The sequence below is a fragment of the Labilibaculum manganireducens genome, assembly GCF_002843385.1.
In the GTDB taxonomy this organism is placed as follows: Bacteria; Bacteroidota; Bacteroidia; order Bacteroidales; family Marinifilaceae; genus Labilibaculum; species Labilibaculum manganireducens.
The window spans coordinates 35,692-55,804 of sequence record NZ_MVDE01000020.1; the positions used below are offsets into that span (position 1 = coordinate 35,692).

General features: G+C 36.4%; 16 protein-coding genes. 3 read left to right on the forward strand and 13 right to left on the reverse strand.

Annotated features, from left to right (window positions below; all coding sequences use genetic code 11):
- Positions 1-36 precede the first annotated feature (36 nt).
- From BZG01_RS13435 to kdsA, 3 genes are all read left to right on the forward strand, one after another.
- Positions 37-2,013 carry a tetratricopeptide repeat protein gene (locus BZG01_RS13435; protein ID WP_101310353.1) on the forward strand — a complete coding sequence of 659 codons (1,977 nt, stop codon included), beginning with the start codon at positions 37-39 and terminating at the stop codon, positions 2,011-2,013.
- A gap of 30 nt (positions 2,014-2,043) precedes the next feature.
- Complete coding sequence (locus BZG01_RS13440; RefSeq protein WP_101310354.1) at positions 2,044-3,318, forward strand: replication-associated recombination protein A; 1,275 nt, start codon at positions 2,044-2,046, stop codon at positions 3,316-3,318.
- Positions 3,319-3,536: 218 nt separating this feature from the next.
- Positions 3,537-4,355 carry a 3-deoxy-8-phosphooctulonate synthase gene (kdsA, locus tag BZG01_RS13445; RefSeq protein ID WP_180327317.1) on the forward strand — a complete coding sequence of 273 codons (819 nt, stop codon included), beginning with the start codon at positions 3,537-3,539 and terminating at the stop codon, positions 4,353-4,355.
- A gap of 78 nt (positions 4,356-4,433) precedes the next feature.
- On the opposite strand, the gene BZG01_RS13450 is transcribed toward kdsA, so the two are convergent.
- From BZG01_RS13450 to BZG01_RS13510, 13 genes are all read right to left on the reverse strand, one after another.
- On the reverse strand, positions 4,434-6,215 hold the full coding sequence (locus tag BZG01_RS13450) for an NADH-dependent [FeFe] hydrogenase, group A6 (RefSeq protein WP_245870374.1): 1,782 nt from the start codon (positions 6,213-6,215) through the stop codon (positions 4,434-4,436).
- A gap of 57 nt (positions 6,216-6,272) precedes the next feature.
- Complete coding sequence (locus BZG01_RS13455; protein WP_101310357.1) at positions 6,273-7,466, reverse strand: NADH-ubiquinone oxidoreductase-F iron-sulfur binding region domain-containing protein; 1,194 nt, start codon at positions 7,464-7,466, stop codon at positions 6,273-6,275.
- 47 nt (positions 7,467-7,513) lie between these two features.
- Positions 7,514-7,981 carry an NADH-quinone oxidoreductase subunit NuoE gene (gene nuoE / locus BZG01_RS13460; protein ID WP_101310358.1) on the reverse strand — a complete coding sequence of 156 codons (468 nt, stop codon included), beginning with the start codon at positions 7,979-7,981 and terminating at the stop codon, positions 7,514-7,516.
- 344 nt (positions 7,982-8,325) lie between these two features.
- Positions 8,326-9,402: a butyrate kinase gene (gene buk / locus BZG01_RS13465; protein ID WP_101310359.1), complete on the reverse strand. Its 1,077-nt coding sequence runs from the start codon at positions 9,400-9,402 to the stop codon at positions 8,326-8,328.
- A gap of 339 nt (positions 9,403-9,741) precedes the next feature.
- A complete protein-coding gene (locus tag BZG01_RS13470; protein WP_218973111.1) occupies positions 9,742-11,082 on the reverse strand; it encodes a serine hydrolase domain-containing protein in 1,341 nt (446 codons plus the stop codon).
- Positions 11,083-11,467: 385 nt separating this feature from the next.
- Complete coding sequence (locus BZG01_RS13475) at positions 11,468-12,754, reverse strand: adenylate/guanylate cyclase domain-containing protein (RefSeq protein ID WP_101310360.1); 1,287 nt, start codon at positions 12,752-12,754, stop codon at positions 11,468-11,470.
- Between the two features lie 299 nt (positions 12,755-13,053).
- A complete protein-coding gene (locus tag BZG01_RS13480; protein ID WP_101310361.1) occupies positions 13,054-14,172 on the reverse strand; it encodes an ABC transporter permease in 1,119 nt (372 codons plus the stop codon).
- Positions 14,173-14,219: 47 nt separating this feature from the next.
- Positions 14,220-15,326 carry an ABC transporter permease gene (locus BZG01_RS13485; RefSeq protein WP_101310362.1) on the reverse strand — a complete coding sequence of 369 codons (1,107 nt, stop codon included), beginning with the start codon at positions 15,324-15,326 and terminating at the stop codon, positions 14,220-14,222.
- Positions 15,327-15,545: 219 nt separating this feature from the next.
- Positions 15,546-16,292 (reverse strand): ABC transporter ATP-binding protein, encoded by a 747-nt coding sequence (locus BZG01_RS13490; protein WP_101310363.1) that lies wholly within the window; start codon positions 16,290-16,292, stop codon positions 15,546-15,548.
- Positions 16,289-17,215, reverse strand: coding sequence for an ABC transporter ATP-binding protein (locus tag BZG01_RS13495; RefSeq protein WP_101310364.1), 927 nt, complete (start codon positions 17,213-17,215; stop codon positions 16,289-16,291). Before BZG01_RS13495 ends, BZG01_RS13490 begins: the two co-directional genes overlap by 4 nt.
- 3 nt (positions 17,216-17,218) lie before the next feature.
- Positions 17,219-18,103, reverse strand: a complete 885-nt coding sequence (locus tag BZG01_RS13500) for an HlyD family secretion protein (RefSeq protein ID WP_101310365.1) — start codon at positions 18,101-18,103, stop codon at positions 17,219-17,221.
- A 107-nt stretch (positions 18,104-18,210) separates the two neighbouring features.
- Positions 18,211-19,494, reverse strand: coding sequence for a TolC family protein (locus BZG01_RS13505; protein WP_101310366.1), 1,284 nt, complete (start codon positions 19,492-19,494; stop codon positions 18,211-18,213).
- Between the two features lie 10 nt (positions 19,495-19,504).
- On the reverse strand, positions 19,505-20,113 hold the full coding sequence (locus BZG01_RS13510; protein WP_101310367.1) for a TetR/AcrR family transcriptional regulator: 609 nt from the start codon (positions 20,111-20,113) through the stop codon (positions 19,505-19,507).

Genomic DNA, 20,113 nt, shown 5'->3' on the forward strand with positions numbered 1-20,113 from the left:
TAATCCGGATAACTTTTACTCATAAAAACATATAGAATGCCCAGAATAACCCTTTTGATTCTCTTCCTATTCAGTTTAACCTCTTTTGAGCTTAGCGCACAATTAAACACCGAAAATATATTCGATAAAGGTAGAAGTGCTATTCAGTTTGATGATTATACCGAAGCAATCACAAAGTTTAATGATATTATTCGGGTTAAGCCATACCTTCCCGAGCCGTTTTTTTTCAGAGGACTGGCAAAATCACAGCTCGAAGATTTTAACGGTGCAATTGTTGACTACACAAAAGCTCTGGAATTAAATCCAAATTACACTTTTGCTTATCTCTATCGGGGCATCGCCCAATATCAGTTAAAAAACTATCAGGGAGCTTTAAAAGATTTTGAAAAAGCTTTGGAATTCAAACCTAACAATGCGAATATCTATTTCAGTAAAGCGAACAGTTTAGCTGCTCTTGAAAAATTCAACGAAGCCAATGCCAATTATTCAAAAGCCATTCAAATAGATCCTGAGTTAATGGGTGCCTATCTTAACAGATCAATTGTCCGCGATAATCTTGGAGATACTGATGGGGCAATCCAGGATTGCAGTAAAGCCATTCAACTGAACGAATTTTCGGCAGATGCATTTGGAAACAGAGGCTATTTAAAATTCAAGAAAAAAGAATACGATGAAGCCATTAAAGATTACGACCGAGCTCTTAAAATAGAACCGGAAAACACACGGGTAATTATGAGTAGAGGAATTGCCAATTATGCAAATAAAAATCCCAAAGGAGCTCTTGAAGATTACAATACGGTTCTGGAGTTGGATCCAAACAATGCACACTGTTATTACAACAGAGCTTTACTAAAATCTGAAATTGGTGACTACAATTCGGCCATTGAGGATTTTAACAATGTTTTGGAAATGAATCCTGATAACATGCTTATTTATTTTAACCGGGGATTTGTTAAAATGGACATTGGAGATTTTAAGGGTGCTATTGCAGATTACACAACAGCCATTAAAATTTATCCTGATTTTGCAAAAGCATATTTGGCAAGATCTTCGGCAAAACGACAATTGAATAATATTGATGGTTCCATTCAGGATAGAAATCAGGCTTTGCTCATTATCGAGCGCTATAAAAAAATGAAAAATGAAGGCGCCATGTCGGCCTTTGTTGATACAACTGAGAATTTCCAAAAACTGATCGACTTAAATTCAAGGGAATCCTTTACCGAGGACATCATTAAAGGCCGTGTTCAGGATAAATATGTTACCATACAGTTAGAAGATAATTTTCACATTACTCACTTGGATTTTGATATTTTACGAGCCGGTAAGGTTCAATATTACGACCAGGCAATAATGAATTACAATCAAAAACAAAATTACAATCCGGCATTTACAATTAATAACAGACATTTTAAATACCCCAAGAAAATAATTGACGAACAAATTGCGAATGCCAATTCTAAGATTGAAGCAAAGAATGCCGATGGCTACTTTCAACGTGGAACTTACTATTTGTTAGACAAGAAATTTAATAAGGCAATTGAGGATTTTAGTATCGCAATTGAGAATAAAAACGATTTTTGCTTTGCTTATTTCAATCGTGCGAATGCATCTGCTGCTATGACCGATTACATTCAATCCATTGGTGAAGCAGGAGAATCGTTACTTAATCTTGATCCGGAACAAAAGAAAAAGAAAAACGAGACAATTGTGGATTACAGCAGTGCTATTGCCGATTACACAAAGGCAATACAACTCGATCCATCCTTCTTGTTTTCCATATACAACCGAGGTAACGCATATGCCAAATCGAAACAATTTAAAAAGGCTATTGCCGATTACGATTGGGTGATTCAACTGGATCCTAATTTTACTGAGGCATACTATAACCGAGGTTTAGTCTATCTATTTCTTGATCAGAAGGATCTGGCTTACGAAGATTTAAGTAAGGCCGGCGAATTGGGCTTAATTGATGCTTACAACGTAATTAAAAGATACTGCAATAAAGACTAAATCAAGCATAACAAACAGAATACAAAATACATGACTCCCAATCAACCCTTAGCTGAACGATTACGCCCCACTGATCTGAAAAATTATCTAGGTCAGAAACATTTGGTCGGGGAAAACGCCGTTTTACGTAAAATGATTGAATCAGGCAATGTGTCCTCATTCATTTTATGGGGACCTCCCGGTGTTGGTAAAACAACTTTGGCCAAAATCATCGCCAAACAACTCAACCGGCCATTCTATACTCTTTCGGCTGTAAATTCGGGAGTAAAAGATGTACGGGAAGTAATTTCCAAAGCTGAAAAACAAAAATTCTTCAATACTCCAAATCCCATTTTATTTATTGATGAAATCCATCGATTCAGTAAATCGCAGCAGGATTCATTATTGGGAGCTGTTGAAAATGGAACCGTAACTTTGATTGGAGCAACAACAGAAAATCCATCCTTCGAAGTAATATCTCCCTTGCTTTCAAGATGCCAGGTTTATGTGCTAAAGGCTCAGGAGAAAGCAGATTTGGAAGCCCTGATTGATTATGCTGTTGCCAACGACAGCTACCTAAAAGAAAAAGAAATTCTTACTCCTGAAAAAGATGCACTGCTAAAATTTTCAGGTGGAGATGCCCGAAAACTTTTAAACATTCTGGAATTGGTTGTGAATTCTCAAAATACCACATCAATAAGCATTACCAACGAGATGGTGACCAGAGAGTTGCAGGAAAACCCCTCGATGTATGATAAGGATGGAGAACAGCATTTTGACATTGCTTCTGCTCTAATAAAATCAATTCGTGGCGGAGATCCTGATGCTGCTGTGTATTGGCTGGCCCGAATGATTGAAGGTGGAGAACAACCAAAATTTATTGCCCGAAGACTGGTAATATCGGCGAGTGAAGATATTGGACTGGCAAATCCGAATGCCCTTTTGCTTGCAAATGCCTGTTTTCAATCGGTTAATTTGGTTGGAATGCCGGAATCACGCATTATTTTATCCGAAACAGCCATTTATCTGGCAACTTCGCCCAAAAGTAATGCTGCTTACATGGCAATTGGCAGAGCTCAGGCATTGGTTAGAGAAACTGGAAATTTACCTGTGCCTCTTCATTTACGAAATGCTCCAACCAAACTAATGAAAGATCTGGGGTACAAAAAGGACTATTTATACTCCCATGATTATCCGGGTAATTTTGTAGATCAGCAATACCTTCCGGATCAAATAAAAACTCAAAGATTGTACATACCACAGCAAAATGCTCAGGAATTAAAAATTTGGGAAAGATTAAGAAGCTGGTGGAAGAACAGGTTTTAATTTCTGCTTAAACAAGCAAAAATTGTTACTTTTGCCCTAAGAAACTGTTTAAAGATTTATATTTTCGCTTTTTTATAAGTCAAAAACCTCATAATTGCGTTAAATTATCTTTAAATAGAACCACTATTCGCATCAAATTTGCCTTATTCTGAGTTTTTTTTCTTCGATAAAAATTTCTAAAAATAAATTTAAACAGCTTCTAAATAAATTAGAACATCATGATAGAAAATATTCCAAATATAAAACATACAGATAGTGGTAACTTCTTTCTTTTGGCCGGTCCTTGTGCCATTGAAGGTGAAGAAATTGCCATGAAAATTGCTGAGCGAATTGTTCAGATTACCGATAAGCTTGAAATCCCTTTCATTTTTAAGGGATCATACCGAAAAGCAAACCGATCCAGATTAGATTCTTTTGCAGGTATTGGTGATGAAAAAGCTTTAAAAATCTTGAAAAAGGTAAGCGATACTTTTGGCGTACCTACTGTTACAGATATTCACACTGCTGAAGAGGCAGCAATGGCTGCAGCTTATGTTGATGTCTTGCAGATTCCTGCTTTTTTATGTCGCCAAACTGATTTATTGGTTGCTGCAGCAGAAACAGGAAAAGTTGTTAATATTAAAAAAGGCCAGTTTCTTTCTGCTGAATCGATGAAATTTGCTGTAAATAAAGTGCGCGAATCAGGAAATAACCAAGTGATCTTAACAGATCGAGGAAATATGTTCGGGTATCAGGATATGATTATAGATTACAGAGGAATTCCTGTGATGCAAGAGAATAATTGTCCTGTGGTTTTGGACATTACTCACTCGTTGCAACAACCAAACCAAACAAGCGGAGTTACCGGTGGTCGCCCTGAATTAATCGAAACTGTTGCCAAAGCAGGTATTGCTGTTGGTGTGGATGGAATCTTCATCGAAACTCATCCTGATCCGGCAAACGCAAAATCGGATGGAGCCAACATGCTTCACCTGGATTATTTAGAAGATTTATTGACTAAACTGGTTGCTATTCGAAAAGTGATCAATCAATTTTAAATACAAACAAAAGATCCGGCCACAAAACCGGATCTTTTTTTACTTACCAATAACCACTCATTAGTCTTTAATTAAACACTAATACTGTTCCCTCTTCACGTAAGAAGTATGAAGAAGTTTATGTGATTTATGACTTAGAGGCTCATCCAAAAACTCCTTATAAATCTGAACAATTTCAGGATTTTCATGAGATTTTCGAATTGGAAGATTTCTATCCTCTTCGTAAAGAGCATTCATCCTCTGTAATCGAATTTCATTATCAACAGGGAATGGCTGACCACCACCGCCCAAACATCCGCCCGGACAAGCCATTATCTCAATAAAATGATAGAATTTATCGCCTCTCTTAATTGCTTCCAGCAATTTATGAGCATTCTCGAGACCATTGGTTATTGCGCATTTTAATTCGGCTCCTTCCAGAAAATTCCACGCTTCAACAGTTCCCTCAATTTTAACAGTTGCCTCTTTTACTCCTTCCAAGCCACGAACCGGAATAATCTCCAAATTATCAAATGGAACTTCGCGACCTGTAACTATCTCGTAAGCCGTTCTCAATGCAGCTTCCATAACGCCGCCAGTAGCACCAAAAATAGCTCCTGCACCAGAACCGACACCCATAATTGAATCAAAAATTTCATCATTTAATTTTTCGAATTCGATACCTGCTTGTTTTATCATTACGGCCAATTCTCTGGTAGTCAATACATAATCAACATCCTTATAACCGCTGTCTTTCATTTCAGGACGATTTGCCTCAAATTTCTTAGCCGTACAAGGCATAATAGAAACAGATACGATATTCTCCGGCGCAACATTTACATTTTTAGCGTAATACGTCTTAGCCAAAGCGCCAAACATTTGTTGCGGTGATTTACAAGTAGAAAGATTAGGCAGATACTCAGGATACTTATGCTCTATGTATTTTACCCAACCCGGCGAACAAGAAGTAGCCATTGGCAAGGCAACATCAGGATCATCATCCACAAGTGCCCGCTTTAATCGGGTTAGCAGTTCTGTTCCTTCCTCCATAATGGTTAAATCAGCGGTAAAATTGGTATCCAGAACGGAATCAAAACCCAATCTTTTTAAAGCAGAAACCATTTTGCCTGTAACTCGGGTTCCCAGTCCTAAACCCAATTCCTCTCCCAATCCAACACGAACGGCCGGAGCTGTTTGTACAATAACGTGTGTATCCGGATCGGCGAGCGCATCCCATACTTTCTCTACATATGATTTTTCGGTTAATGCGCCCGTGGGACAATGAACAATACACTGACCGCAATTGGTACAAACAACTTCGTCAAGCGATCGATCAAAAAATGTAGAAATCTTCATCTCAGATCCTTTATGAGCAACTGCAATAGCACCAACACTCTGTATTTCAGCACATGTACGAACACATCTCTGACAACGGATACACTTGCTGTCATCCTTCTCAATTGCGGGAGAAAGCCTGTCAACGGTATAATTTTTATCCGGTACCAAATCAATAAAATCCTGATTTGTGATTTGATATTCTGCAGATAATGCCTGCAATTCGCAATGCCCGTTACGATAGCATTTTGTACACTCTTCTCTATGCTCTGTGAGTAAAAGCTCAATAATATGCTTGCGGCAATTTCTTACCTTTAAAGTGTTTGTATTGATCTCCATCCCCTCTGCAACAGGAGTGGCACAGGATGCTACTAATTTATGATTACCCACTTGTTCGACAACGCAAACTCTGCAGTTTCCTGCTACACAAAGGTCTTTGTGATAACAAAGCGTTGGTATTTTTATATGGAGATGTTTTGCTGCCTCGAGTATGGTCTTATTTTCCTCAACACTAACAGCAATTCCATTAATTGTTAAATTCACCATGTTTGACATATCAATTTCAGTTTAAATTGTTCAAAATTCAGATTGGTTATTTTCTCCCTAATAAATCATCTCCTCGCGGAAGTTTTCTACAATAGACGAAAACGAATTCGCCACTGACTGACCCAATCCACATTTAGCTGTCAACTTCATGGTTTCAGTTAATTTAAGTAGTTGATCGAGATAAGAGGTTGGTTTTTCGCCACGTTTAACCGCTTTAATTCCTTTTAAAAGCTGCTGACATCCAACCCGGCAAGGAGTGCACTGTCCGCAAGATTCTTCCTCAAAGAATTCCAGATAATTATTAAGAACATTATACATGGATCGTGAACTATTAAAGATCATCATGGATCCTCCGGTAGGCAAGGATATACCAGTTAATTTCCCTTCATAACCAATAGTCGTTTTTCCAAATCGCTTACGCGGAACCAAAAAACCTGATGCACCGCCAACCTGAACTGCCTTGCAATCGCCATCGCCAAAATCATCAACAAAGTCTTGAACTGTCATGCCTAATTCCAACTCATAAATACCCGGTATCGGAGTATCTCCGGATACGGAAAACACCTTAGACCCACGAGAATCCTTAACTCCAAGATCTCTAAACTTTTTGGCTCCAAATTTTAATATTGTGTATGAATGTGCCAGGGTTTCCACATTATTAACTACTGTAGGTTTTCCTTTAAAACCATTCACACTAGGAAATGGGGGTTTATTTCTAGGTTCCCCTCTTTTGCCTTCCATGGATTCAATCAGAGCACTCTCTTCACCACAAATATATGCTCCGCTTCCTAAAAAAATTTCAACCCGGAAATCCAATCCCAACTCATCCAATATATCATGAAATTTTCTTAGCTCTTTCTTTAAATCAGGAACTAAGAATTTATATTCTCCTCTTAAATAAATATAGCCTTTTTGTGCTCCGATTATTTTGGCACACATAGCCATACCCGAAAGAACCTTATGAGGTACTCTGGTTAATATTTCCCTGTCTTTAAACGTTCCAGGTTCTCCTTCATCTGCATTACAGATTACATATTTTTCTTTTTCTTTAGATTCAGCAGTCAGTTTCCATTTTAATCCTGTAGGGAAACCTGCCCCGCCTCTGCCTTTAAGACCAGAATTCACCATTTCATTGACAATCTCCTGGTCAGATCTTGACAATGCATTTCGAAGAATCTCTTTACAATCATCATCATTATTAAAGATTAAATCGATTCTATGAAGTTGTTTTTTAGTTGCTGTTGTTGTCATACCTAAGGGTATTTAGATGTTAGTTTTGCTTTGTTAGGTTTTGATGTTTAATTTTTCTCCTTGTACTCACGCAGAATATCCACAACTTTCTCCGGACTTAGCTCTGTATATACCTCATCGTTTATTAACATGGCAGGAGCCTTGTGGCACCACCCCAAACAGTTTGTTTGAAGAATGGTAAATTTTTTATCGATTGTAGTTTCACCAACTTTAATTTTCAAAAAATTCTCTAATGCGAGAACAATTTGATTTTTCCCCTTCATTGCACACGTGATGGTTTTACATACACGAATTACATACTTCCCTCGTGGTTCAATATCCAGAAAAGAGTAAAAACTTGCAGTTCCATAAACATCTGCAGCTGGAATACTCATTTCCTTCGAAATTTTTAGAATTGCTTCCTCAGAAAGAAATCGCTCCTGATCAATCACTCCCTGTAAAATTGGAAGCAGATTTTCCCGGTCTTTCCCATGTTTGGAAACCAAATCCTGCACTAATTTTTCTTGAAAATCCATAAAGTAATGGTTTAAGAGTTAATATTAATAGAGTTTCTCTTTGAAGATAAAAAAAATAAAGAAATTTTTCTCTATTTAATTTTACCAACTCTAATACAACACATTAAACGTTTTACTAAAAAAATCAACATCACATAATATATCAAAATCAACAAACACCCTATAAAATATAATATCTTACTAAATAAATTTGCATAATAATTTTTCTTTATATTCAACAGGTGATGCTGTAAAACATAGCTAATTTGAATTTAGACTTCTTTTAAACTGCAATTTTTCACATACAACACAAAAAAAGCCTTCGGTGCATTACCGAAGGCTTTCTTTATTAGACTGTTATATTATTAACAATATTCCCGGGGCTGAATTTCACCACGCAGAACCATATATCCATTCATTGCCAGTGCTTTCATTTCATCTTCTCCGGGATATACAACCACAGGAGCAATAAAGGAAACCATTTCTTTTATATAATTTACCAAATCCGGATTATGAGCAATTCCACCTGTCAGCAGAATTCCATCCACCTTACCTTTTAAAACTGCTGCCATTTCTCCAATAGATTTCCCAACCTGATATGACATAGCATCCTGAATCAATTTTGCATTTGCATCACCGGCTTTGGCTTTTAACTCAACATCATAAGCATCATTTGTTCCTAAATGAGCAACCAAACCTCCTTCGCCTTTGATCATTTTTTTTACATCTTCAAGGGTATAGTCTCCGCTAAAACAAAGTTTTGCCAATGCTCCGGCAGGAAGCGTACCCGATCTCTCAGGAGAAAACGGTCCTTCACCATCTAAAGCATTGTTTACATCAATTACTCGTCCTTTACAGTGAGCACCTACAGAAATTCCGCCCCCTAAGTGAGCAACAATCACATTAATTTCCTCATACTTTTTATCAACCGACTGCGCAAAAGCCCGGCCAATTGCTTTCTGATTCAGAGCATGAAAAATAGACACTCTTTGAAATTCCGGATGCCCTGATATTCTGGCAACATCAATCATTTCATCAACAACAACCGGATCTGCAATATAAGCTTTCGCTCTTGGTAATGCCTGAGCAATATTATCGGCTATTAAACCACCTAAATTACTCGCATGCTCTCCAAGAACACCAATTCTTAAATCTTCTTTCAAGCGCTCGTTTACTGAGTAAATTCCAGATTCAATTGGTTTAACCAATCCTCCTCTTCCGACAACTGCTTCGATTAAATCTATTTGAATTTCTGCATCTACCAGCTCTTTCATAATAATATTCTTACGAAATTCGAACTGTTCAGAAATTTTACCAAACTGAGCCAATTCTTCGTTCGAATGTTTTATATTTTTCAAAAAGACGGATTTATCTCCCTGAAATACAGCGATCTTAGTAGATGTGGAGCCAGGATTAATAGCTAAGATTCTACGAGTTTCCATTTGTTAAGTATGTTTGTGTTTGTGTATTATTCAATTTGAATGCAAAAATACCAAACTTGATTAGAATTCAATATCATTTAATGATATTTTACTTCAATTTATCTAATTAGTTTGATTTTTAGTAATAAATTATCACAAAACCCATCACTTTATCGGAAATACAAAGAAAGGATCTAATTTATTTGAGTAATCACCTAAATCGCATAAGTAAACCACATTGCACAAATAACAACGAAACCTTTCAATGAACAATTAAAAGACACGACGAATACTCAAATGAAATTTGGGAGCAATCAAAAACTAAATTTACTCTGAAAAAGAGACGCAGAAAAATTAGATTTAGCTCCAATCTTGATAGGACGGCAATTTATCAAGAGCAATTACCTCTTGGCGGGCTTCAAAATGATTAAAAAGATCATGATCCGGCCATTCCTTTACCGACCTTAAAAATTGAGTCATCAGCGCGCTTAAATCCTTAGTAAAATCGGAGCCGCGCCAAGTAGAACTATTTGTAATGATTACATAGCTTACGCCATTTTTATTGTGCTTTAACAAAGCAGAACTTCCTGCTAAAGTACCGGTTCTCCACCATGTACCATCACCTCGGGTTCCTTTCCAGCCAATTGGACTATGCCCAAGCTTATTGGGCGTGGTCATATATTTTATGCTTTTTCTGGAAAGAATGTCTGGAAGAGTATCATCACCATCAATGGCCATCATAAATTTAATCAGTTCAGCGCCTGATGCAATCCAACCACCTGCACCACCAAGAACTTCTAAATTATTTCCACCATTGCTTCTAAAAACAGTTTTTCCAGATCCGTCAAACGAAGAAATCTTAATCGCATCAGACTGCTCGTAATAATTTACCTCATTAGGGAAGTGATCCTTTTGAAGGCTTTTCCCTAAATGCATATCAAAAATTCCTGAAGGATTTAAAATATGAGCTTGAACATATTCTTCATAGGGTTCTTCAGCCAGTTTCTCAATTACTTTCTCGAGAATAACGTAACCCAGGTTAGAATAACTCCCTCTGGTTCCGGGCGTAAAGCTTAATCTTCTTGATAAGGCAAACTGAATCGTAGTTTGAGCATCGATTGGTGGTTCAACATTCATTTTTTTTGCTATTGCCAAAGGCAAAAACATTGGATCTCCGTATTTGCTTGAAAATCCAGATGAATGACGCAGTAAATGCTCCACAGTAATTCTTTTGGTTCGCTTATCCTTAATGTTGCTGTATGTCTCATCATTCAGAATACCATGTTCCCCAAAAACGTAATCATCTAAATGTAATTTACCTTCCTCCTGCAATTTCATAATTGCCGTTGCAGTAACCAATTTAGAAACGCTCGCAATTCGAAACAAACTGGATGGCACAACCTCTTTCTCTTTATCCACATCAGAATAACCATAGCCTTTCGCAAAAACCAATTTACCATCTTTAACAACAGCAATGGTTGCGCCTGCAACTTCCCACTTCCTTAAAAAGCGATTTAGTATTTTATCTGCCCTTTTAGTTTGGTCGCAATCAGATAATTTATTTGAAATTCTATGAGACACTGCTTCGATACTGTTATTGATCGGCACAGCGGGAGCTTCCTGTGTAGAGAAACTTAAGGTCTGGTCAAGAATAACCAGAACGACAACGATAATTATTGATACTAATCTTCTTACAATCATTAAATGTAATTTGATTCAACTTGTTATATTTCAACATCACAACTCATCCCAGCAACAAGCCAGTACATTCTTTTTACTATTAAGACTACAAAAATGTTTATATTTTTTCGTAATACCATTCTAAATTAGCCTCTATTTATAAATATTAAAAATAGGGATTTTTATCACAAATATAATTTATTTAATCACCAAAACAAGTCAATTTAACAAAATCAAGCTCAATATATAAGGTGTAGGATCATCTGCTTTAAAGCAATCAGAAAAGCATAATTATGAATAAAATGGTATTTAAAATGAAAAAAACGCAGAACAGAAGCTGTTTAATACGAGAGCATAAAAACAAAACTGAAGTTACTTGATGCCAGGAATGCTGGTTTTTAATGAATTATACCACCTGAAACAATTCAATTTTTTCATCAATTCCTTTCATCTTAATTTTTCCAAGATTAATTAAAATATTACGATTGCCATTTAATTGATCGGCGACTGCCCTGCTCACTAAAAATTGTGAATCGAATTGCTTATTCAACTGTTCTATTCGGGAAGCTATTATTACATTTTTGCCCGCAATGGAAAATTGTTTTCGGATTTCATTCCCTATATTCCCCGTAATTACTTCGCCACAATGAAGACCTATGCCAACACGGGTTTTATCGCCGTTTATCTCATTCCTGCAATGATTAATAACTTCGACTATTTGAACACCCGCACAATAAGCATCAAACACATGATTTGGATTTTCAACTGCAACACCAAAAGAAGCCATGAATCCATCCCCCAATATTTGGTGAATAATTCCATTATTCTTCTCGATAATCCGGATAAGAGGATCAAAAATTGCATTTTGAAATTCGATAGTTTCTTCAGGACTCTGCTGATCGGCCATTGATGTGAAATTACGAATATCCATGAACATAATAGATCCTGTCATTTTTTGCCCTACCTTATCATTTTTATGCAAAATCAATTCTTTCGCTATATGTGTTGATAACTGCTGACCAAGAAGAGATTCCATTTCATTTTGATCATCTTTTGCTTTCAGCAGATTATTCACTCTCTTTCGTATTTCTGCAGCTACCACACCTGCAATTATTCCTGCTGACAACAAACCCATACTCCTCATCAAATAAATTTCAATCATTTGCTCAACATCTCCAGCAGGTTTCAAAAATTGTATTCCCCAGTAAGAAACGCCCCAATATCCAATGCAAGCCAATATACCGGCACCCAGAGAGATCTTAAAATCAAGATGCATTGCCGACAGCATCAAAAGCAAAAAATAAAAAGTAAGCCCATCGTATTCCAACAGCAAAAGTGAGTTGTCATATTTTATTGCATTAAGTAGAATAACGGCTGGTAATCCAAACTCCATAATTAAATTGGGAATCAAAATTTTTTTAGAAATGGAGCGCTTGTTTCTAATGAGCCAATTCATCCGGATAAACACAAAAATTTCGAACAGGAAAAAAATCATCCACCAAAAGAACATCGAATCAACAAACTTTTTGTTATTCAAAGAGGCTCTCAGTAAATTAGGACTTAAATGATGCAGCACTGGAATTAAAACGGAGCTGATTAGGAAAAGAACTAAAATGATGCCAACCCGCTTCCTTTCAATTTTAAGAAACTCCAGATGTAATGGCTCATGAAATTTATAATGTTCTGCAAACATGATGGAAGATTTAAATAGATCTCAAAATAAAATTATATTGACAAAACATGAAATTAGAAATAGGTTAACGTCACATTATTATCGGTAAATAATCCCCTGTTTCAATAAATTCAACATTCAACTTCAGTAAAAGTAGAGTGATCAGTTAACTCATCCTATTTACAAGCAGACTTTATTGAATAAAGTCTAAATATTATTTTACAAAGTCTTGACTTCATAAAATAAAGTCAAGACTTTGTAAGCGTAAGTATTCTTTACACTTGCAAGCTTCCTTTAGAATCAGACAAAAATTAAAGTTGTTAAGCAACTTTTCGATACCGATTTACGGCAATCCCCAGTATTGCAACAGCGTACACTCCCAGAATACTCAACTCCTTTGCAACATCCATAAATCCGGATCCCTTCAGCATAATCATTCTAATTATTTTAATGAAATAAGCGACAGGATTTAAATAATTCAGTTTTTGTCCCCACATGGGCATACTATCGGTGGGCGTAAACAACCCACTCATCATGATAAAAATAATCATGAAAAACCAGGCAATAAACATGGCTTGTTGCTGCGTATCGGTTTGGGTTGATATTAATAAGCCAATTCCTAAAATAGTAAGCAGATAAACAAATGCAACTAAATAAATTAACCAAACCGAACCTAAAATTGGAATTTTGAACACAAATGCAGCTAGCAGCAAACCAACTCCCAGTTCAAAAAAACCAATCACCAAAAACGGGATTAGCTTTCCAATAAGGAATTGATATTTTTTAATTGGTGTCACGTTAATTTGTTCGATAGTCCCAATTTCCTTTTCGCGCACCACATTCATTGCAGATAAAAACAGGCCAATTACAGTTACCAATAAAACCAGAATTCCCGGCAGCATATAGGGAATGTATTTCATTTCAGGATTAAACAAAAAGGAATATGTATTTTGAACCAAATGAATTCCGTTGTCTTTTCCTACAATCTGAAGTTTAGCTTTGAGCTGCAAATTATATTCCTGTATTACCGATAAAATGTAGGCATTGTATAATCCGGCAGCACTGGCATCTATTGCATTTACCAACACCTGAACCTCTGCAGGCTCTTTTTTATCCACCAACTTTCCAAAGCCATTTTCAAAAACCAGAATCGCATCAACATCGTCCTTTAACAACTCATCTTCAGCGTTATTAATCGAAAAATCGATATCCTTAACCGTAAAAAAAGGAGAACCGTTAAATTTGGAAATCAGTTCACGGGAATGGCTGGAAAGATCTTTATCAACAACAAATAAATTGGTATTTTTCATTTCGTAAGTTGCTGCAAATACCAATACACAAAGCTGAATAATTGGCATAACAAAAATTACAGGCAACATACTTTTGTTTCTAAAAATCTGAAGAAACTCTTTTTGTAATATGAATTTTATAGTGCGCATCTTTTATTTACATTGCAGTTAAAAATAAATTTAAATCTCGATGGGTATTACTCCAATCTGATTTTAAACTTTTTGACGCTAAGACCAATAAATCCAGCAGTCATTCCAATAAGAATTAAGGTTTCTTTCCAAACAAATTCAAATCCGGCTCCCTTTAACATGATATTTTTGATGATTACAATGAACCATCGTGGTGGAATAATATGACTGATTATTTGCAGAGGTACAGGCATATTCCGTAAAGGGAAAATGAAACCTGAAAGCAAAATTGTTGGCAGCATTAATGCAAACATAGAAAGCATCATAGCAACCTGCTGACTGTCCGAAACGGTTGAAATAAAGATTCCTAAAGAAAGAGCCATCAAAATAAACAAAAGACTCTCTGCCATAAGTAAGGCGAAACTACCCAAAACCGGAACTCCAAATACAAAATAGCCCATTCCGACAATTACCAAAGCATTAATAAACGACAAAAACAGATAAGGAGTAACTTTCCCTAAGATGATTTGCAAAGGACGCAATGGCGAAACCAGCAAAATCTCCATGGTTCCCATTTCCTTTTCACGTGCAATAGATATAGAAGTCATCATGGCAGAAACCAACATTAAAATTGTGGCCATAATTCCCGGAACAAACATGTAAACACTCTCCATGTTGGGATTAAAATACATTCTTGTCTGGGGTGTGATTTGACTGGGAACTATCTTTCCTCTATTAATTTCCAGATTGTAATTTTGAAGAATTCCCTGAAGATAATTCACCTCTAAACTTGCCATATTCGGTTCCGAAGCATCAGTCAATATTTGCACCGAAGCTTTTGATCCTTTAATCAGATTTTGTCCAAAATCAGGCTCAAACACCAAAACCAGCTTCGTTTCTCCTTTTCGGAAAAGCTCATCTACCTGTGCAATGCCATCCAGATTCTTAACAAGTTTAAAATAGCCCGAAGAGGTTATCTTATTAATGATTTCAGATGTATATTCATCTTTAGAATGATCAACAACAGCCATTTTAACATCTTTAAGGTCGTTGGTGATAACAAAACCAAAAAGCAGCAACTGCACAATGGGCATTCCAAATAATATCAGCATCGATCTTTTATCGCGAAAAATGTGATAGAATTCTTTTTTCAGGAAACCAATAAATCGTTTCATGTGTTTATAATTTGATTTTTATTTGTCACATGGAACACCCAAATTGCAACCATATCCCTCTGTGTAAAGCCTTTTAAATGGGTGTTTCATCTCTTTATATTTTTTATTTTATGGTCAGATGGAACTTTCCATACTGGAATAATCATCTTCCTGTTTGTCAAAATCGCTTTGGCATGGACGTTTCATCTCTTTATATTTTTAGTAAATCTGTTCAGATTCTTACTCTTTGTAATTGCTTTTTCTTGCCAAACGAAGAAAAACCTCATCCATATCTTTGGCTTCGAATTTATTTTTTAGTCCTTCCGGTGTATCCAAGGCTTCAATTCTTCCATCAACCATTATTGAAACCCGGTTGCAATATTCTGCCTCATCCATGTAGTGAGTGGTAACAAAAACGGTAATTCCATTTCGGGAAGCTTCGTAAATCAGATCCCAAAACTGCCTTCGGGTAACCGGATCAACCCCTCCGGTTGGTTCATCTAAAAACACGATTTCCGGATTGTGAAAAATAGCAACCGAAAAAGCCAGTTTCTGCTTCCAACCAAGTGGCAGTTCGCCAATTCTTTTATTTCGGGCATGAACTAAATCCAGTTTTTTCAGCAAATCATCCGATTTCAACTTAATATCCTTCAAGGACATTCCATAAATACCGGCATAGAAACGAATATTCTCAAATACCGTTAAATCCTCGTACAATGAAAACTTCTGACTCATGTAACCAATATTTCTTTTCAGTTCCTCCCTTTGTTTGTAAACATCTAAGCCGGCAACCATTATCTCTCCCGATGTAGGATAAGAAAGTCCGCACAAAATTTTCATTGCCGTTGTCTTTCCCGCTCCGTTTGCACCCAAAAAGCCGAAAATCTCCCCCTGATATACATCAAATGACAAATCATCATTTGCTGTAAACGAGCCAAACTTTTTAGTCAAATTCCTTACTGATATTACTTTTTTATCCGAATTCATTTCTGAACAGTATTTTGTTGACTCAAAGCCATAAAACAATCCTCTATACCTGCCGCAATTTGTTTGATTTCAACATGATCCTGCCCTTTCGATTTCAAATAATCTTTCAAATCTGAAAGGACAACAACATCCCGAACATCTGTATAATGAACACTTTGGCCAAATAAAAAAACAGAATTAACAAATGGATAAGCGCGTAAATTCAACAAAAGCTGATAGGTATCTTTTGCCTCAAAAGAGTATAAATCTTTTTCGAAACTGGCAATTATACCAGATGGACTATCCAGACTTAGAATTTCGCCTGATTGCATAAGCGCAACACGCCCGCACAAATTTGCCTCATCCATATAAGGAGTGGCCACTACTATGGTGATTCCTTTTGTTTTTAAACCTTTCAGCATTTGCCAAAACTCACTTCTCGAAACAGCATCAACACCGGTTGTAGGTTCATCTAAAAGCAATATTTTTGGCTGATGAATCAGCGCACAGCAAAGAGCCAGTTTTTGCTTCATTCCACCGGATAATTTGCCAGCCGGTCTGTCCTTAAATGGTTCAATCTGCACCCAAATATCCCGAATCATATCCATATTGTCTTCAATTCGGGTATTGAAAACTGTGGCGAAGAAGTTAAGATTTTCCAGGACCGTTAAATCCTGATAAAGAGAAAATTTACCCGGCATATAGCCCAGTATATTTCGAATGTGCCTGTACTTCTTTACCATATCGAAACCGCACAATGCTGCTGAGCCGGAATCGGGAAGCAAGAGAGTCGCAAGCAGGCGAAACAATGTTGTTTTACCTGCCCCATCCGGTCCTATTAATCCGAATAATTCTCCCGATTTAATATTCAGATTAATTTCTTTAAGAGCTGAAACGTCACCGTAAGATTTCGATAAATTATTTATGCTAATAGTGGAGTTCATATGCTATTTTAATCTAATTTCACCCGGCATTCCAATCTTCAAACGTCCGTCATTTACCACCTTAACCTTTACAGCATAAACCAATTTCACACGCTCTTTTTTTGTTTGGATAATTTTGGGTGTAAATTCAGATTGGGAAGAAATCCAGATTACTTTCCCCTGAAGTATTTCATTCTCCTCTTTATTTTTATCAATCAACACCTTCACTTCTTGACCGATTTTAACCTCTGAAAGCTGATCGCCACTAATATAAACCCGTAAATCCAGCGTACTTAAATCGGCTAGTTTAAATAGTGGTGTTCCTGCGTTCACCATTTCATAAGCTTCATGATATTTTTCCAAAACCGTAGCGGTCTCTGGCACATATATCTTACTTTTCTCAATTAAATCGTTTAAGGATTCAATTCTCCGATCGAAACTTTCCAGCTCTCCCAAAACCTTGGCATTCTCCGTTTTAACCGCTTGTATTTGCTTCTGAGCAAGCAAAACTCCACCATTAACATCATCAACATCTTTGCTGGTTGCTGCGCCGTCTGCAAACATTTTATCAATTCTCGATTTATCTTTTTCAAGGATAGAAATCTGTTCCTGATAAACCGCGATACGAGAAAGGATATTCTTCACGCCTGATGCCACAGCTGACTTTTGCGCTTTTAACTGCTCTCTTTGCAGATACAACTGAGTGGTATCAATAATTCCAACTTGTTTTGCCTCTGAGAAAACATCTCCCTCATTTACATCAAGAGCAAGTATCTTACCGCTGTTTTCAGCTGAAATCATATACTCTGTAGCCTCAAAATTTCCAAAAGCATCCGAATCGGCTTCATTTTGATTGCAGCCAAAAGCAAAGAAAAGAATGGCTGCTCCTATAATTGTTGTTAATTTCATCTGTTTTATAATTTGTTTTTTAACTGCTATATGGAACTTGCTGTGAATAAATAATCACTTTTGTATGTGAGCTAATAATTATTTAATCATGCAAATTTTATTGATATTTAAATTCCTTTGATTCGTTTGAACTCAGCCAATGATTGCTGCAATTGAATTGTATGGTATTCTTTATTTAATTTCGCTTGAATCTCCTTATTTAAATCCTCTAAATAATCACTTGAGGTAATCACGCCATTATCCAACTGCGAGGCTGAACTTCTGCTAATATCCTCCTGCAATTCGATGATGGCATCATCCTTTTCCAGTAGAATTTCGAATTTCCTGATCTCACTGCTTTCTTTCCCCAAATTAATGCGCTGATTTTGCGTAAAACTTAACTCCTGGGTTCCCAGTAAATCTTTTTGAATTCCAATTACTTTTTGCTTTCTGCGATTTGATTTCCAATCGAAAATATTCCAGGAAATTTTTGCTCCCAACATGTAATAAGTATCAAATTCATCCTTTAATTGATTGTAACCCGGATTTCCATATCCCATCTGACCGAAAGCTGACACCACCGGATACCGGTCTTTCTTCAATAACTCTTTTTGAGCATCCAACAATGATTGCCGGCTTAAGTACCATTTATATTCAGGCCTATCCTTAGATTCCAAACCATTTACTGACAGTTGATCATATTCTGTTTTTTCGAGTTTTGTGTTCACACTTAAACTGCGTCCCATTAGCTGAGAAAGCACATTAAATGAGGATTCCTCACGAGCATTTAGCTCTAACACCTGCTGTTCTATTAAAAGCAATTCAGATTCCATAATTTTCAAATTAGCAGGAAGTACCATTCCATTCTCCACAGCAGATTTCAATTGCTGTAAGCGTTTAACAATGGTATTTTGTTTATCAAGTATTACCAATTTACTTTTTCGAACCAACAGAATTCCAAAATAGGCCATATTAACGCGTTCTCGAAGTTGATACATCTGAATCTCCAGATTTTTAATTTCAACCTCCGAAGATTTCTTCTCCACCTCAACCCTGTCATGAGTTTTTCCGCCATCAAATATCAACTGTTCAACATCTACGTTTAGCGAGTATCTATCCTTTGGCGCTTTGGGCGTATTCATTCCGGGAAATGAAATACCTGTTACATCGGACTGATAACTGAGGTTTCCATTGGCATAAATCTTTGGTAAATAGGCAAGTTTCAAATTCTCTGTATTCAAATCCGAAGATTTACTCAAAAGTTCCTTTCCTTTCATTAATGGGAAAAATTCCTGAACTTCTTTTTGACACTGATTCAAACTAAGAACCTCTTCCTGAGACCATCCTATCTGAATCTTAAAAAAGATAATCAGCAAAAGAATGTATTTGCTTTTTCTACAAATTGATATCATTTCAAAAGAATTAAATTTTTATTGATTGAATTATGAAATCAGAAACACGATCGGCCCGCTCTTTCAGTATCTCATATATATTTTCATTTTTATATAAAATCTCCTTAATTACAGGTCGGCCTGCGAACGGAAAAATAGACAAACTAATGATATTTAGAATTAACTCTCTTGGATCAATCGGTCTTATCATTCCTGACTTAACAGCTTCGTTAATTTGAATTATTGTCTTTTCTCTTCCCTCCAAAAACCCTTCAGCATCAAACAATTTAAGTATTCGTGTCGGATCCGAATTAATTTCATTAATTACAAAATTAGGAAGGAACGGATACTCAACTAACACTTCATGATAGTGCCTGCAAATATTTCTGATCTTTTGAAACAAATCAGAATCATCTGCTAAAAACGCAGCTATGGGGCGAAGCATTTTTTTTAGTGCTTCATCAAAAACCTGTTCAAATAATTTTTCTTTGTTCCGATAGTAATAATGGAGCAAAGCTTTATTTATTCCTGCACGATCTGCAATCTCCTGCATTCTGGCTCCGGCTAATCCTTTTTGTGCAAAAATAGTTCTTGCTGCAATTAGAATATTCTCTTGGGTCTCGACTGATTTATTTTCCAT